Consider the following 16,924-nt stretch of genomic DNA (forward strand, 5'->3'; position numbering starts at 1 on the left):
ATCTTTGTTACCTTTGCCGTTCCATGATTCAAGATAAAAGATTTTTGTTTTTATCAAGCACCCACAGAAAGTGGCGTATTTTCTACAAGGCGCTTTGTCTCATTTTATTACTGTATGCTTTGGTGGTTGGTTTAACTAAGACCCTGCCGGATATTGGCGGCAATATCCAGCAAAGTTCTCGGAACCTGTTTTATCACGTGCCGATGTGGTTTACGATGTATTTAATGATGTTTTTTTCGTGGATTTTCAGCGTTTTGTATCTATGGAAAAGGTTTTTGTGGCTTGATAGAGTAGCCTCCGAAGCGGCAACGGTGGGTATTTTTTTTGGAATGTTGGGGCTAAGTACCGGCATTGTTTGGTCTCGGGTTACTTGGGGGGAATTATTACCGGATTTTGATACCGATGCTTGGTGGATCTGGGACCCAAAGCAAACACTTGCATTGGCTTCGGTACTGATGTATGGAGCATACCTATTTTTACGGTCAAGTATGGATGATTCACGAAAAAAAGCCTTAGTATCAGGAATATACAATATGTTTGCATTTGTAAACTTAATTCCATTAACGTACATAATTCCAAAATTAGTGGGAGGCTTACATCCCGGTACTTCTGAAACAGCACCCGTGTTTTCTGCCAAAGGCATTGGAGAATCTTACCGACTTGTTTTTTATCCGGCAATTATCGGATTTATGCTCTTAGGATGCTGGATTTTGGAACTACGCATACGAACCCAACAAATCAAAACGTATTTATTAGAAAAACAAATAAATATGCAATAATTTGGAAATCATGTTATTAAACTTATTTTTTATACTACAAGCCAGCAGTTTTCTATTTGTTAGTGAACGTATTTTTACGGTCATGACAGTAGTGCTGATTATCTTCAGTGCAGTTGTCCTAATGCTTATTCGGGTTGAAAGAAAGTTAAACCGAATAGAAAAGCATTTTCAGGATGGCAAAAAATAAAACTACTTTTATTTGCCAAAATTGCGGCCAATCCCATGAAAAATGGCAGGGAAAATGCCGCAGTTGTGGACAATGGAATACGATACAAGAAGAAGTTGTTTTGCTTTCTGCCTCTGGCAAGGTCTCTCCAGTACTTCGTTCCGAAAAAAAACCACAAAAGTTATCGGATATCAAAACGATTGAGGAGCAACGGATTGTAACTCCGGATAATGAGTTTAACCGAGTGCTTGGCGGCGGAATTGTACCCGGCTCTGTAATTTTACTGGGTGGAGAACCCGGCATCGGAAAATCTACATTATTGATTCAGATAGCTTTACAATTAAGCCCGCACCTGATTCTGTATGTATCTGGTGAAGAATCCGAACGGCAAATCAAAATGAGAACAGACAGAATCCCCTACATCAATCCCAATTTATACATTTTATCTGAAAATATCTTAGAACCTATCATCAACTATATTCAAGAATATTCGCCAGATTTGGTAATTATAGATTCTATTCAAACACTTTACAATCAGCAACTTGATTCTGCTGCGGGGAGTGTTACCCAGATTCGGGAATGTACTATGCAGTTATTAAAAATTGCCAAAGAAAAAGATATTCCGATTTGCATGATTGGCCACGTAACCAAAGACGGTTCCCTGGCAGGGCCCAAAGTGCTGGAACACACAGTAGATACAGTATTAAACTTTGAAGGAGACCGGCATTATAGCTACCGGATTGTACGGACTACCAAAAATAGGTTTGGATCTACTTCTGAATTAGGTATTTATGAAATGCAGCAAGATGGATTACGGGAGGTTTCCAACCCTTCGGAGATATTTTTAGCCCAAACTGACCAGCACGTTAGTGGAGTGGCTGTAGCCGCTACCTTAGAGGGAAACCGTTCTTTATTAGTTGATTGTCAGGCATTGGTATCAGAGACGGCTTATGGAAGCCCGCAGCGAGCACCCATTGGCTTTGACCTACGCCGCCTGCAAATGCTTATAGCAGTGCTTGAAAAAAAATGCAACCTGCGTTTGGGAAATCAAGATGTGTTTGTAAACATCGCCGGCGGAATACGCTTAGATGACCCCGGATTGGATTTAGCTATCGCTACTTCTATAATATCTGCTTATTTGAATATCACCCTACCGGAAAAAATTGCCTTTGCCGGCGAAATCGGCTTAACAGGTGAAATCAGAATTATTTCCCGCGTAGAACAACGTATCTCGGAAGCCCAAAAGTTAGGATTTAAAGCTATCGTACTCTCTGATAACAATAAACTGAGCAAAAACCACTACGAAAATATTGAGATAATAACCGTAGAACATATCAGAGATATTGTCGCTACTTTTTTTAGATAAAAGTTTAGATTACAAAAATTAACACTCAAGCTAATATAGTTGATTAAGTAATTCATTTAGAGCTTTTTGGTTCTCTTCATGAGAAAATGAGTTCAAAATATCCTGTTTTTCGCGCTTAGTTAAATGGAAATTTAGTGAAGCATTTCGCGTTTCTTTTACTGGAAGATATTGAAGTTCAATGAGTTGAAAATTAATCGGATAATTTTGCTTACATTGAGCTAAAAGTTGGTCGTTGATAAAACTCTTTGAGTTAGCAACTGAACGATAAGATTCTCCGATAGTGCTGAGAAGGCTTCCAAAAACAGTTTCAGTGCTTAGTTTTTCAATAGTTGCTTTTCTGGGAGTATCTCGAAATTGGACGATAATTATTCCGGATGTGTTTTTACCGATCCAATCTCTGAAGTACCAACAAAATCGTAGTGCTGTGCTAATGCCAAAGTTGTCGTTTGCGCCTGCGTCCATAAGCCGAACATGGTTTCGGGTTGGTATTTCAGGAAAAGGAAGTACGTATGGAAAACTGGCATTTGCTCGTATGGCTGAGGTCATCCAAAGAGAATCTGGCTGTTGGTCTTTGCAGATTTCCCGAAACTCAACGCCGTCTATCTCGGTACTAAAAGATGGGTTAAATATAGTGGGTTTGCAAAGCCATGAAACCTTTTGGGGGGTGAGATAGAGTTTCCGGCCATCATTAACAATTGTGGGTGAAAAAATAAGCCAAGGGATAATCGCCTTATATTCAGGTTCTAAATATCGCCCAATAGGTTTATCCTCAAAGCAATGAGTATTTTTGGAAAGTTTTTGCTCAAAAGCGAAACCTCTATCTTGGCAGTATGTTTTGTCCTGAAAAGTAAATTCTATGAGCGGTCTGAAACTATTTAATGTACTGAAAGAAATAATGGGATTTAGCAAATCACCTGCGATGAGGTTGGTAATTTCTAAGGTATTTTGGGGTGTATTTGTAGAGTCTTGGTTTTTTTTGAGCAGAAATTCTCTGAAAACAGATAGCCCAATCATACCGCCGGAGGCTCCGGTCATAAGAGCAGTATGTTTTAGGAGATGCCCTCCGGTGATTCTGTTAAGGGTATCTAAGCAGTATCCTGTCCAAACGGCAGAGCGTAAGCCGCCTCCACTTGCGCAAAGTAGAACCATTTTAGGCTTGTTGCTGTATTCTGCTGCACCACAATTTATTTTCCAGTTTTCTAACCAGCCAACGGTATATAGCGAATCTTCGGTAACTCTTTCATCTGTAATATTACCATGAATAACCGAAGAATTGTATTCTGGCAGTTTTCCGGAATAAGAAATCCCAAATAATTGATGCTGCCCAAGAGAAAAAAACCAATTATTCACCAAAAAGGCTATCCCGATAATCACTGGCCACATAAAATGCCCCAAACGCCGAAACCAATATGAAATTGCACCAACACCCATTAACACAATTGAAAATAAGGCCAAAAAACTGGATGCTGCCGGGATTTGGAACAATTCAAATCCCTGAAAAAAACTCAGTAAAAATAAACTCAGTAAAAACAAACCTTCTGCAACTAAGGCATTTGCATGATGCTGATTTAAGATTCGGAGTAATTTCAGCGGATTTATGCGCGACCCCGGATGGATTTTTTTGATCAATAAACCACTCAAATAATATTGGACGTTGGTACCAATTTGCACATAATTTCGAGCCTGCTGAATGAGTTTTTTTCGTTCTTTTAAATCACGCCTTTTGAGTAACTCCGGTAAATCTACGTTAGAGTATGAAAAATAAACCACTGAAACGATAATTACAACCAAAACCCCGCAAATAAAACCCGAAATAAGTTCAAGTTCATTACTAAAATCACTCTTGATATGTGCTCGGTAAAACTCAGTCCAGTAAATAGCCAAAAATGCTACTGGAATAATCGAATTATTTAAAACAAAAGTTCTAAATGGTTTAGGCTCAATTAAGATAAAGAAGAAGTGATGCCCATCCAAGATGTAGGCTGTAAGGTGGTAGGCTAAGGAAAGCCCAGCAAAGGAAAATCCGAGCCAAGCCATTGAATAAAAGGAGGTTTCCCCTAAATAATCTGGTTCTAAAAATAAATAGGCAGCTCCAAAATCCTGCAAAACATTTTGGGTAACAACGCCGGCTAAAAAAAACCAAAAAAAAACCAATATCCAATGATGCCGAAGTTGGTGGAAAACCAATTGAATTGGAAGTGAATAATATATCCCCCGCAGAAACAACCACAACTTCATAGTTTAGCCAAAAATAGCAAAGAAAGCTTTGTCATAAACTTTTCCGATAGATTTTTCCGCAACTTTAGCAATATTACAAGAAATAGGTTATCGCAGCGAAACCGTAAGCTCCTGATAGTAAACAAGTTTCTACTTGTTTTTCGTTTTCGATACCGCCTAAGGCAAAAACAGGAATTTGGGTAATTGCTGTGGCTCGTTTTAAATAATCAACTCCCAAACAAGGTTGCTCCGGGTGGCTACGGGTATTGAAAATTGGGCTTAAAAAAACGTAATTACAGTTTTCTGATTCTGCCACCTGCACAGCATTTATTGAATGACAGGAACGCCCAATAAATTTATTCTTAAATACAAAATAAGGCTCATTTTCTTTTAGCTGAAAACCAGACCATTCCGCCTCATAAAACCCAGAATGATTATTTAATAGCGGTAATTTTAATTGCAGAAGTTCCTGAAAAGTATCTGCAATGATTTTGGCCGGAATCTGCCTAAGCATTAGCGCGTCAGCACCTTTCTGAAAAGCAGTTTCTGCCCACCTTAATAATTCCCCTTCTTTCTCTATACTTGGAGTTATTGCAATCTTATGAAATGGAATTTTAATCACTCAAAAATTAGTTTAATATTCTGATAATGAGTTTGTTTACCGTTTTATGCCTGATTTTAATTCAAATAACAAATATCATCAAGAGGTTAATAAAGAAGTTTTTCTGCCCAAAAGATTACTCAAAGTTAGCTAAACTTAAAACAAACGTACTGCTTAAGGCAATATAAACATTACCTTAAATACTTATTCACTTGTTCTTAACAGCGATTTTTTTTCTATAAAGAAAAGGTATTTTTGCAAGAACATATTCAGAATTACCTTAGAAATTATGATTTCATCAGTTGAAAGCATAAGAAATTTAGGGGATTTTCAGGCTTCAGGATTGCCCAGAAGAGTAATTTTAGATGAAATTTACGAAAATCTGTGTGCAAAACTTTCTGCCAAAGAAAATCCCTTTCAATTACTAACCGGCTTTGACCCAAACCTTTTGCAAACCATAGAAACAACGTTACTTGCTAAACAGCATTTTTTATTGTTTAGCGAAAGAAACAACTCTAAATCATTGGTTGTTAATTCAATAATAAACTTGTTAGACGAATATGTTCCCTATATTGCGAATATTTTAGGTTCTGAGCATCCTTGTTTTCCACATACGCAGCCAGCCAAAAACTGTTTAGCACAGGATAAAGAAAAAACTGCGTTGCAATGGCTGAACCGAAATGACCGCCTTCAGGTAATCTATGGTAATGCAATATCAGAAACAGAAGACTTGTTTAACTTTCAAAATTTTAACCAAAAAATTATTGTTCTTAAATATTTTGATAAAATCCCTCCTAAGCAGCAGCTAAAACTGCTAACATTACTTGGAAATTCAGAATTTATTCATAATCAACATATTCCGGATTGTTTGATAATTGCTATTGTAGAAAGTTTGGATTACAGTGTAATCCAAACTTTAAATCCGGAATTAATAGATTTATTTGGGGCGTTTTTGAATATTTGTCATTCACCGGACAATAGCCATTTAAAAACCACTCAATCCATAATAGATAAAAAGAAATATCTTGGTCATACAAATGCTTATCAAGAAATTATTTATGCTTTGCAGGCAGAATGTGTGATTCAGTTGCGTCAGGAGCGTGGATTTGTTGATTTTCCGGCGAACCGGATGTTTAAAATGCAGTTATTTCTAAATGCGATTGCAGAAAGACGCGCCCTAACAGAAACCTGCTCAAAAGATAATATACGGATAATAGACTTTTATTCGCTTTATCCAACAATATTTCCAGAATATTCAGGAGAATTAAAGCAAGATGAAAAACAACCTAATAAATTTAACACCCTGATTAGTAATGCAATAAAAAAAGTATTTATTCATTATTTTCCTGATCCAGATCGTTATAGGCGCTCTAAACAACCAATTCCTTACATTGGCTTACTCCACTGGTTTAATGCAGGGAATACTGTTTCGGTTAGCACATTCACTTCGGATATAGCTTATCAGCAGCAACTTATACAGGTTCCCGGCTTGTTTGAATTTGTGAAAAATCATTATCCCGCGATAGCTAACCCAGATATTTATTTGTTTATGGAGTTTTTGTTACATGGCTTAACGGAATTTTCTTTTTTAAATAAAACAGTTAAGTATGGGGAAATTACATTTCAGGATTTGATTGGAAATATTTTCCGCAAACCAATTGATGACGAAATATTCTTGGCCTAATCATTTGGCTTGGTTGATTTCATTACTTTTTCATCCAATCCATTCATTTCTTTATTGGTTATTGTTTGCTAATGAACTTTCTCTTGCCCTATTTTTAGGTACATATATTTTCCCAATAATTTCTATCTATTTGTTTATCAATAGATTTAAAAACTTTAATTTAAATGGTTTAACTCTTTTTCAGCGGAGGGGAACTTATTTGATTCAGCTATTTTGGAATCTTTTGGCGATATTTTTTTTCATAGAGCCAAGATTTACTGATGCTAAAGCTACGCTTTATGTAAGCGTAGCTTTACTATTAATTATGTTTGGCATAGAGTTTTGGAAAAGGACATCCCTTCATATAGCGGGCAGCGTGGCTTTATTGGGCTTAATTTTATATTCAGGGTTTACCAACATAGTTCTGGTTGGGTTTATGTTGGTGGGGATAGCAGCAATAGCTTGGGCGCGGTTACGCCTTAAAGCCCACACCCCAGAGGAAATCCTTCGGGGTGTGGGAGTAGGTTTGGTTAGTTTTGCTTTAGCAGCAGTTATTTTCTGAACAACAATTTTTACCGGTTAGCTTATTGGGATGTAAACGGTATAAGTTGTTCCTTTTCCTTCGGTGGAGGCTACTTCGATTTTTCCTTGGTGGAGTTCGACTATGGCTTTGGAAATGCTCATGCCGAGTCCTGTACCTTTTTCTCCGGAGGTTCCAGCACGGTGAGATTTACTGAATTTATCAAACAAGAAAGGCAGTTTATCTGCCGGGATTCCGATACCGGTATCTTCTATGGTGATTTTAGCGGCTGGTTTTCCGTTTAACTCTCCGGTTGCAGTTGTGAGAGTTACGGTTCCTCCTTTTTTGGTAAACTTAACTGCATTGGACAGTAGATTATTAATAGCTTGGCCTATTTTTGACTCATCAAAGGAGCAGGTTAGGGTAGGGGTTAGTTTGGTTCGTAATGAAATACCTTTGGAGATGGCTAAGGGCTCAAAAGTACTTACTAAACCCTCCAGAAAGTTAGATAAGTCTTTGGTAACAAGAGTTAGTTGTACCGATTCGGATTCCAATTTTCCAATATCTAATACATCATTAGCCATTCGTAATAAGCCACTTACAGATTTTTGAATAATGCCGCCGAATTTGGTTACTTGATTTATATCCTTAGCGATGTCTTTATCTGTTAGGAGTTCAGCGAGGCTTGAAATACCGGTTAGAGGAGAGCGAAGGTCGTGAGAAACAACCCGGACCATTTCTTCTATTTTTTGGGTTCTTTCTTTAACTAATTGTTCTAAGTTTTCGTGCAAGTATTCATTTTCACGAATTTGGAGGTAGTATAAGCACGCTGCTTCTATTGTTTTTTGAAATTCTACGGGGTCCCAAGGTTTAGCTATAAACCGGTGCAAAGCAGCTTTGTTTACAGCTGTTCCGACATCATCTCTTTCGGCTTGCCCGGTCAGTAAAATGGTGATACTATTGGGAAACAAGGTTTTAGCTTTAACAAGGAAGTCAACGCCTTTCATGCCTGGCATAATTTGGTCTGAAATAATAACACCAACGTCTCTTTTTTGCTCTAATATCTCCTGTAAAATATCCATTCCTTCGTCTCCGCTTTCGGAAACCTCAATGGTAAATAGATGTGTTAAAAACTTTAGTTGGTCTCGAACAGTTTGTAGGACTTCCTGAACATCATCAACGATGATGAGGTATGGTTTAGGGCGTTTGCCTGCGATAATTTCCTGAACAATAATGGATTTATCGGCGATGATTTCTGGCATAGAGGCTTTTATCTGCGTTTTGGTTTATAGCGTAGGGGAACAGTTTTGGGGTCAAATATGTAGGTAATTCCGAATCGGGTATAGACATAAGAGTCTTCGCTTGTGGAGTTACCGCGTTTGATACGGGCATAGTCTGGGCGTTGGCCAGGGGCATAGCGATAAGATAGTGCAAAAGCCTCACGTGGCATTTCCCGCCGCATCAATGCAGAATCGGGATAGTAAGAACTTACGTCATCTAAGTAATCTGTAAAGGTCTTACGGTATCCAAATTCATAATATAAATCAAATTTATCATTTAGGCGGTATCTTACACCGATTCCCATTGGGATGGTTATCTGATACAGCGAATATGGGCTTGGGTTTTTTCCTGTAGAAAGATACTGTCCTTCTGTTCCTAATGGTTGTAGATTATACCATTTTCCCTGATAGCTTGCTTGAGGGTTCATCTTGAATAAGCCAACTCCGAGTAATAAATAGGGTGTAAATTTTGAGCGGTGGAAATAATAATAATGTGCAGAAGCATCTCTGAAGGCTTTGGCTTTCCCAAAAAGTTCATAAACACCCTGAACAGATAATTCTAATATATTAGAGCGAAAACTTAAATTTCTATCTCGAGTATTAGAGTTACTGGGGGAGTTTTTGTCGTTATTACTTACGCGGCCGATGTTTAGTTCTCCGCGAATCCCAATATTTGGATGAAACTGATATACGCCTTGCAGCCCAATAGCCGGATTGGGAGATTTAAAGCCCAACAGACCGTCGTCAATATCTCCCTGATAAGTCATCATCCCAATATTGCCGCCTAATTTGTAAACCCGTTGTGCCGTTAAAGAACCGGTTATCAGCAGTAACCCCAGCAAGAAAATCGTAATTCTCATTCGGTTTTTAAAAGTGCCGCAAGATAGCTATTTTTATGGATACATAAAGAAAATTTTTGAACACTTATTAGTTTTCAACATTAGTTTTTAGGCAATTTATAAAGTATAATAACAGAATTATAAACCATCATTACAACGATATTTAAAGACTACGCTAAATAAATTTAAAAATGTGATAAAAATCATAGCTTGGTGGAAATAATACATACAAATTTGCACTGTGTTTTGTAAAGCATAATGAATGAAGAAAAGAAAACCTATTCTATAAGAGTCCGAATTTGGGTTGATGAAGAAAGCGGCCCCTTTTTGGGCATAGGAAAGGTTATTCTGCTTGAAAAAATCAAAGAAACGGGTTCCATAACAAATGCGGCAAAGGCAATAAAAATGGCATACCGGCAGGCTTGGCAATTAGTAGAAGATATGAATAAACGTTCAAAATTACCATTAGTAGAAAAAAAATTGGGAGGAAAAGGCGGTGGCGGCGCTTTACTTACACCTGAAGGAGAAAAAGCAATACATGAATTCTATAAAATTGAAAAAGAAATAAAGCAATTTGTACTCACAAAATCACGTGAATTAGAATTCTGATTTTTTTTAAAATGCACTATTCCCTAAAAAACATATCGAAAATATGAAAGCAAATCACAGCATTAATATCAGAAATCAGATAGTTACAACTTTTTTATACACTGCGTTATTCCTAAAAAAAACATACCGAATTAAAAAATATGAAAAAACAAATCTTATTGGTAGCGATCATGATTCCAATCCTTGTGTTATCACAAAATCAGGATACACTTAAAAATGACTATCTTGATACCTTAGGAACAAAGACATTTCAGCTTGGCGAAGTTGTAATATCTGCCAATTCAAAAGACGAAATAGCAGGGAGAATAACCCAGACAACTATGGAAGCCCAAAATAGATACGAGGTTTCGCGATCATTGAATATGCTGCCGGGCATCAGTCTAACATCTTTTGGCCAACGTAATGAATCCATGATTTCAGTTAGAGGATTTGATTTACGGGCAGTTCCGGTTTATATGGACGGCATCCCTGTCTATGTTCCTTATGACGGCTATGTAGATCTGGCAAGATTTACCACCTTTGATTTATCGGTAATTGACGTTTCAAAAGGCTTCTCTTCGATGCTCTATGGGCCTAACTCTTTGGGTGGAACGATCAATTTAATCTCCAGAAAACCTACCCAAAAATTGGAGTATGACGGATCTTTGGGAATGATAAATACAAATGGCTATAGAGGAAATCTGAACATCGGTTCTAATATCGGAAAGTTTTATCTACAAGGAGGATATTCTTATTTACACAGAGACTCATACAGAATGTCGGGTGATTTTAAATCCAATATACATGAAAACGGTGGTGAACGGGATAATTCATACCGCACAGACCAAAAAATAAACTTCAAAATAGGTTGGACACCGAATGAAAAACAGGAATACGTTCTCGGATACATTAATCAGCAAGGGAAAAAAGGAACTCCTCTTTATGCCGGTAACGATACTCTAAACTCGCTTTATACCAAACCACGCTTTTGGCAATGGCCATATTGGAATAAAGAAACATACTTTTTCTTGTCAAATACTAAACTAAATGAGAAAAATTACCTAAAAAGCCGGATTTATTATGATATTTTCAAAAATTCAATCAATAGTTTTGATGACTCAACCTACACTACCCAGAATAAGCCCTACGCCTTTCAAAGTTGGTACAACGATTTTACCTATGGAGGAAGTATAGAATACGGAACAAATATTATCCCCAAAAATGAGTTAAAGTTTTCTGCGCATTACAAAGAAGATATTCATAGAGAAAATAACGTAGGCGAACCTGTAAGACATTTTGAGGATAACACAATAAACTTTGCCCTTGAAGATGCCTATAAAATCAATGATAAAATTGTGCTAATTCCCGGAATAAGTTATAGTGCCAGAAAGAATATTACAGCACAAAATTATGATAGCAAAAATCGAACTATCTCTGATTTTGCCAAAGCAGGAACCAGCCCAGCCTTGAATGAGCAATTGGGAATATTCTACTACGTTAAAGAAAATCATAAAATAAGTGCCACAGCATCGCGAAAAACCCGCTTCGCTACAATCAAAGACAGATATTCTTACCGCATGGGAACTGCAATTCCTAATCCAGACCTGAAACCCGAAACATCAGATAATTATGATTTAACCTATACCGGTAAATTCCTAAAAAAACTTACGCTTCAAACTTCCCTCTTTTACAGCCATATTACGGATGCTATTTTGAGCGTAAATAATGTTCAACCGGGTAAATCACAAATGCAAAATGCAGGAACAGCAGAATTTATGGGCGTTGAGGCTTCTGTAAAATATGATATTCTGAAAAACCTCTTAATAAGTACCAATTACTCATATATCGAAAGACATAACCTAACAAACCCAACAGTTCTTTTTACAGATGTTCCTTATACAAAGGTATTTACATACTTACAATACAAACCAATCAAGCAAATCAGAATAATATTAAGTTCTGAATACAACTCACTGCGTTACAGCACAAGTTATGGCACAAAAGCACCACAATATACCGTTTTCAACGCAGTTGTATCCGGGCAAGTATGGAAATACCTGAGCATCGAAGCAGGGCTAAATAACATTCTTGACAAAAACTATATGCTTACCGAAGGCTATCCCGAAGAAGGAAGAAACTTTTTTGTAACCCTAAGATTTTTTAACCACAACTAAAACAGCATTGAATCTTTAACACCAAAATAAATATTAAGTATCATGAAAAAAACATCATTCACAATTTCAGCTCTGATAATTGTGCTCCTTTTTTACGCTTGCAGCAGAAACGTGAACCCAACAAAGTCAAGAACTACCGAAGGTCAAACAACAACAATGGGTGAAAAAAAACGAGGTAAGACAGATGCCTGTATGACACCAACTTCAGCTAAAGACAGCGCAAAATACATCAGTAAACAAGTAACTGTCAAAGGAGATGTAGAGCATCCTCTTATATTAACAGTAGATTCACTAAAAGCCATGAACGTAGCTACCATTGAAAACTTCAACGTTATTTGCCAGAGTGGAGCAAATATGAAAGAAAACAAAACCTGCAAAGGAGTGCTTTTAAAAGAGATACTTGAAAAAGCAAAAATAGTGCAGCATAACCACAAAGACAGAAACTTTTACATCGTTGCCCGCGCTACCGATAACTATAAAGCAACATTTTCTTGGGCAGAAATATTTAATAATCCAACAGGCGATAATGTGTACATCCTGTTTGAAGAAAATGGCCAACCCATTAAAGAACAGGGAGATATGATTTTGATTTGTAAAAATGACATAAAAACAGGCCCTCGCCATGTTTATTGGCTAAAAAATATTGAAGTAAAAAGAGTAAATTAGAAACAGAATCAATAAACCTCTACGAGGCTAAATTAAACCAATAACTTGTTGGCCAAAAAGCAGCAAGATCTGTATTCAATTATGAATCACTGCCTTAATTTTTGGAGATATTTTATTGGGGAAAAGTTAAAAAAAGATTTGGATTGTATTCTGTATTGCAGTAATTTTGCAGCACAATTTGATTTTTCATTTTGCCCGGTCGTATAAAGGCAGTACAGCTGATTTTGGTTCAGCGTGTGGGGGTTCGAATCCTCCCTGGGCAACGAGAGTATGGATTCCCGGATAAAGATATTTTCAGGTAGTGCCTCGCGGGAATTGGCCAGTTGTATAGCAGACTCTAGCGGAACCACCTTAGGAGAAGTTAATATTACGCGGTTTAGTGACGGCGAAATACAACCCCAATATTTAGAATCGGTGCGTGGTTATGACTTATTCATTGTTCAATCTACTTACGGAACTTCGGATAACTTGTTAGAACTACTGCTCCTGATTGATGCCGCTAAACGCGCATCAGCATATCAAATAACAGTAGTGATGCCGTATTTTGGTTATGCACGTCAAGACAGAAAAGATAAATCAAGGGTTTCAATAGCCTCAAAGTTGATTGCTAATATACTTACAGCCGCCGGTGCCAATCGCGTTGTTACGATGGATTTACATGCAGGCCAAATTCAAGCCTTTTTTGATATCCCCTTAGATAATTTAGACGCAAGTGCTGTCCTGATTCCACATATAGAACAGCTAAATTTAACGGATATAATTATAGCTGCACCAGATATGGGAGGAGTTACTCGCGCAAGAACTTATGCTAAACATCTGCGCTCAGATATGGTTGTGATAGATAAGCACAGAGAACGGGCTAATCAAGTGAGTAGTATGCAGGTAATTGGAGACGTAACCGGCAAAAATGTCATCCTCGTAGATGATATTGTAGATACCGCAGGTACGCTATGCAAAGCCTCTGACCACTTGATAGAAAAAGGCGCAAAATCAGTGCGAGCAGCTATTACGCATGGCGTTTTATCCGGAGAAGCTATCCAAAGAATCGAAAACTCAACACTCACCGAATTAGTCGTTACAGACACAATACCGCTAAATAAAACTTCTCCCAAAATCAAAGTTGTTTCAATTGCTCGTATTTTTGCCCAAGCATTAAACAAAATTCATAATCTTGAATCTGTTAGTTCTTTATTTTTAAAATAAAAAAAGTTACGTTATATGAAATCTATTCAATTACAAGGTACTGAACGTACCCATAGTTCTAAAGCCGACATCAGAGGCCTGCGTAAACAAGGGTTAATCCCGTGTGTACTCTACGGAAAAGATACTAATATTCAGTTTTTTGCACCGGAAAAAGAATTACGAAAAGTAATCTACACCCAAGAAACCTATTTGGTGCAGCTTGAAATTAATGGGAAAACCTACGAATCAGTAGCGAGAGAATCCCAATTTCATCCGGTTACAGAATCTTTACTGCACATGGATTTCTTCTGCACTAGGCCGGATAAAGCCATTGACATATTTTTACCCCTTAAAGTTGAAGGAAACCCTGCCGGTGTTTTAGCAGGCGGAACCCTGAATGTAAAACAGAGAAGATTACGCGTTTCCGGTTTAACAAGCGTTTTACCAAGCCATATTTCTGTTGATATTTCCCATTTAGAGTTAGGGCAATCTATGAAAGTAGGTGCCATCGTAATTGAAAATATAACAATCTTAACAAGTCCGGATGTTGGTATTGCTACCATAGAGATTCCTCGTAGCTTACGCCAAAAATAAAACCCAAATACTCCAAACATAACCGTTTTATATCTTATTATTAACAAAGCTATTTTTTTGCAACCTTTTTATTCATGCTGGCGTATAGATACTCTGAAAATGCCTGAATATAGAGGATGAAAAATGATAGAGATACTACAGAGATTGGCATAGCGGGTTTTGTTTTAAGTTGGTTAGAGTTCCACATTGTAGATAATTTTTTTAGATATTCTGAAGAAAGAGTTTTATTTTTCGCCTTACAATTCAAGTTACAAAGGAATTATCTTAGAATAAAACCTCCATGTTTAACTAAAAAATAATAATACGATAACTAAATGAGGCACTTGAAAAAAAAGAAACAGGAACATCTTACTTCAAAACCCTTAACAAAAGGAACAAAAGAGGGCAGCGAATTGTATTTAGCTCCTGAGACATGGATTTTTGTCAGTCAGATATTTCAATCCATTTTTGATAAACGTATAAAGCGTTTATCAAAAAATCAAAGTAATCAGGTCAGAAAATTTTTATTAGAAAACAAACCACAATAAAGGATGAGGCAGTTAAAAATAAGTAAACAGATAACCAATAGAGAGTCTCAGTCCTTAGACAAATACCTACAAGAAATTGGACGTGTGGAGCTTTTGACACCCGACGAAGAGGTAGAGTTGGCGCAACGCATCAAAGAAGGCGACCAATACGCATTAGAAAAACTTACGAAAGCTAACCTACGTTTTGTGGTTTCAGTAGCTAAACAGTATCAAAATCAAGGACTTTCATTAGGCGACCTTATTAATGAGGGAAATTTAGGTCTTATTAAAGCAGCAAAGCGTTTTGACGAAACACGTGGCTTCAAGTTTATTTCTTATGCAGTTTGGTGGATTCGTCAAAGTATATTACAGGCGTTAGCTGAGCAATCCAGGATAGTTCGTTTACCCCTTAATCGGGTTGGTGCGCTAAATAAAATAGGTAAAGCTTTTGCCAAACTTGAACAAGAGTATGAAAGAGAGCCGGCACCTCATGAAATTGCGGAGATATTAGATGGAATGACGGCTACCGAAGTTTCTGACACCCTGAAAATTGCTGGCAGGCACGTTTCTATGGATGCCCCATTTGTTCAAGGAGAAGAAAACCGACTGCTTGACGTTCTGGAAAACGATGAAGAACCTCGCCCAGACCAAGGTCTGATGAACGAAAGCCTTAGCAAAGAAGTAGATAGAGCTTTGAGTATGCTTACGCAGCGAGAAGCAGAAGTCGTGAGATTGTATTTCGGTATCGGCATAGAACACTCCCTAACACTCGAAGAAATCGGAGAAAAATTTGACTTAACCCGTGAACGAGTACGGCAAATTAAGGAAAAAGCTATCCGAAGGCTCCGCCACACATCCCGCAGCAAAACCCTGAAATCGTATCTTGGCTAAAAAATCATGCGCTTGGCAACGCTTATTGAAGGATTATTATTCGTTGCCGAGCAACCAATTAGCCTAAGCGAGATTACTGAAATCTGCCTCTCAGCAGACCCAGAAACAACGATCGAAATAGTAGAGAAAAATATCGAACTGCTAAAAATACAATATCAATCTGAAAACTACGCCTTTAATATCGTAAAAATAGCAGAAGGCTACCAACTATTAACTAAATCAGAACTAACACCCTATTTACGTAAAATATTAGTTCATAAAGAACAACGAAAAGTCAGCAAGGCAATGTTAGATGTTTTAGCTATAATCGCATACAAACAACCTATCACGAAGCCGGAAATTGAACTTATACGCGGAGTAAATTGTGATTATGCCCTAAGTAAATTACTTGAAAAGAATTTAATAGAAATTTCTGGACGTGCCGAAGCCCCCGGAAGACCATTATTATACCAGACATCGAATATCTTTTTGCAACATTTTGGCATCAATAATCTTTCTGAACTCCCTAAGATTTCTGAACTTCCGGAATTGTCCCCAACAAAAATAATTGAATATAACCCTGACAAACTTCCTAACAACTAAACAACTTGACGAGAGTCAATTAAGCCTAATACTATGAGTAATAATCCGCACAACAAGCACCGTACCAAAATAAAAAAATTGGGTTCGGGGGGCAGCCATTCGTTTTTTCATAAAAAATCAGAATCATCCGGCTCTTTTGAAGAAAAAAGGTTTCATAATAAAAGAAACGATTTTGATAAATCTAACTCAATAGATAATTCTAAGTCATCCTACTCACAAGATAGAGAGCGTTATCCTAAGCGGGAATCTTCTTATTCACAAGACAGAGAGCGTTATCCTAAGCGGGAATCATCCTATTCACAAGACAGAG

At 37.3% G+C, this 16,924-nt stretch carries 18 protein-coding genes and 1 tRNA gene; 15 read left to right on the top strand and 4 right to left on the bottom strand.

Annotated elements, in window-relative coordinates; genetic code table 11:
* Positions 1 to 23: 23 nt before the first annotated feature.
* The 3 genes from ccsA to radA are packed head-to-tail and all read left to right on the top strand — an operon-like array spanning position 24 to position 2,311.
* Positions 24 to 779 (top strand): cytochrome c biogenesis protein CcsA, encoded by a 756-nt coding sequence (ccsA, locus tag LC115_01810; GenBank protein ID MCZ2355417.1) that lies wholly within the window; start codon positions 24 to 26, stop codon positions 777 to 779.
* Positions 780 to 789: 10 nt separating this feature from the next.
* Positions 790 to 966, top strand: coding sequence for a hypothetical protein (locus tag LC115_01815; GenBank protein ID MCZ2355418.1), 177 nt, complete (start codon positions 790 to 792; stop codon positions 964 to 966).
* Positions 953 to 2,311, top strand: a complete 1,359-nt coding sequence (gene radA, locus LC115_01820) for a DNA repair protein RadA (protein MCZ2355419.1) — start codon at positions 953 to 955, stop codon at positions 2,309 to 2,311. The genes LC115_01815 and radA overlap by 14 nt, the downstream gene beginning before the upstream one ends.
* A gap of 30 nt (positions 2,312 to 2,341) precedes the next feature.
* Here radA and LC115_01825 read toward each other — a convergent pair whose 3' ends face one another.
* Together LC115_01825 and LC115_01830 are read right to left on the bottom strand one after the other, a co-directional pair.
* Positions 2,342 to 4,549 (bottom strand): hypothetical protein, encoded by a 2,208-nt coding sequence (locus tag LC115_01825; GenBank protein MCZ2355420.1) that lies wholly within the window; start codon positions 4,547 to 4,549, stop codon positions 2,342 to 2,344.
* 73 nt (positions 4,550 to 4,622) lie between these two features.
* A complete protein-coding gene (locus tag LC115_01830) occupies positions 4,623 to 5,150 on the bottom strand; it encodes a thiamine phosphate synthase (GenBank protein MCZ2355421.1) in 528 nt (175 codons plus the stop codon).
* A gap of 268 nt (positions 5,151 to 5,418) precedes the next feature.
* On the opposite strand from LC115_01830, the gene LC115_01835 reads away from it, so the two are divergent.
* Positions 5,419 to 6,813 carry a hypothetical protein gene (locus LC115_01835; GenBank protein MCZ2355422.1) on the top strand — a complete coding sequence of 465 codons (1,395 nt, stop codon included), beginning with the start codon at positions 5,419 to 5,421 and terminating at the stop codon, positions 6,811 to 6,813.
* Positions 6,791 to 7,354 (top strand): hypothetical protein, encoded by a 564-nt coding sequence (locus LC115_01840; GenBank protein MCZ2355423.1) that lies wholly within the window; start codon positions 6,791 to 6,793, stop codon positions 7,352 to 7,354. The genes LC115_01835 and LC115_01840 overlap by 23 nt, the downstream gene beginning before the upstream one ends.
* Before the next feature lie 17 nt (positions 7,355 to 7,371).
* Here the strand turns inward: LC115_01840 and LC115_01845 are convergent, their stop codons facing one another.
* Positions 7,372 to 8,574, bottom strand: coding sequence for a hybrid sensor histidine kinase/response regulator (locus LC115_01845; protein ID MCZ2355424.1), 1,203 nt, complete (start codon positions 8,572 to 8,574; stop codon positions 7,372 to 7,374).
* Positions 8,575 to 8,582: 8 nt separating this feature from the next.
* Positions 8,583 to 9,452, bottom strand: a complete 870-nt coding sequence (locus tag LC115_01850) for a porin family protein (GenBank protein MCZ2355425.1) — start codon at positions 9,450 to 9,452, stop codon at positions 8,583 to 8,585.
* 237 nt (positions 9,453 to 9,689) lie between these two features.
* On the opposite strand from LC115_01850, the gene LC115_01855 reads away from it, so the two are divergent.
* The 10 genes from LC115_01855 to LC115_01900 all read left to right on the top strand — a co-directional run.
* Positions 9,690 to 10,040: a LysR family transcriptional regulator gene (locus tag LC115_01855; GenBank protein ID MCZ2355426.1), complete on the top strand. Its 351-nt coding sequence runs from the start codon at positions 9,690 to 9,692 to the stop codon at positions 10,038 to 10,040.
* A 140-nt stretch (positions 10,041 to 10,180) separates the two neighbouring features.
* Positions 10,181 to 12,193, top strand: coding sequence for a TonB-dependent receptor (locus tag LC115_01860; protein MCZ2355427.1), 2,013 nt, complete (start codon positions 10,181 to 10,183; stop codon positions 12,191 to 12,193).
* A gap of 42 nt (positions 12,194 to 12,235) precedes the next feature.
* Positions 12,236 to 12,859, top strand: coding sequence for a molybdopterin-dependent oxidoreductase (locus LC115_01865; protein ID MCZ2355428.1), 624 nt, complete (start codon positions 12,236 to 12,238; stop codon positions 12,857 to 12,859).
* Positions 12,860 to 13,051: 192 nt separating this feature from the next.
* Positions 13,052 to 13,122, top strand: a tRNA-Gln gene (locus LC115_01870).
* Positions 13,123 to 13,129: 7 nt separating this feature from the next.
* The gene (locus LC115_01875) at positions 13,130 to 14,062 is read left to right on the top strand and encodes a ribose-phosphate pyrophosphokinase (protein ID MCZ2355429.1); all 933 of its coding nucleotides are present in this window, start codon (positions 13,130 to 13,132) and stop codon (positions 14,060 to 14,062) included.
* Between the two features lie 15 nt (positions 14,063 to 14,077).
* Positions 14,078 to 14,635 (top strand): 50S ribosomal protein L25, encoded by a 558-nt coding sequence (locus LC115_01880; GenBank protein MCZ2355430.1) that lies wholly within the window; start codon positions 14,078 to 14,080, stop codon positions 14,633 to 14,635.
* A 314-nt stretch (positions 14,636 to 14,949) separates the two neighbouring features.
* Positions 14,950 to 15,162 carry a hypothetical protein gene (locus LC115_01885; protein ID MCZ2355431.1) on the top strand — a complete coding sequence of 71 codons (213 nt, stop codon included), beginning with the start codon at positions 14,950 to 14,952 and terminating at the stop codon, positions 15,160 to 15,162.
* A 3-nt stretch (positions 15,163 to 15,165) separates the two neighbouring features.
* Positions 15,166 to 16,032 (top strand): sigma-70 family RNA polymerase sigma factor, encoded by an 867-nt coding sequence (locus LC115_01890; protein ID MCZ2355432.1) that lies wholly within the window; start codon positions 15,166 to 15,168, stop codon positions 16,030 to 16,032.
* 6 nt (positions 16,033 to 16,038) lie between these two features.
* On the top strand, positions 16,039 to 16,614 hold the full coding sequence (gene scpB, locus LC115_01895) for an SMC-Scp complex subunit ScpB (GenBank protein ID MCZ2355433.1): 576 nt from the start codon (positions 16,039 to 16,041) through the stop codon (positions 16,612 to 16,614).
* A gap of 33 nt (positions 16,615 to 16,647) precedes the next feature.
* The coding region (locus LC115_01900; protein ID MCZ2355434.1) for a hypothetical protein at positions 16,648 to 16,924 on the top strand (277 nt) is incomplete at its 3' end.

Source organism: Bacteroidia bacterium, assembly GCA_026932145.1.
In the GTDB taxonomy this organism is placed as follows: Bacteria; Bacteroidota; Bacteroidia; order J057; family JAIXKT01; genus JAIXKT01.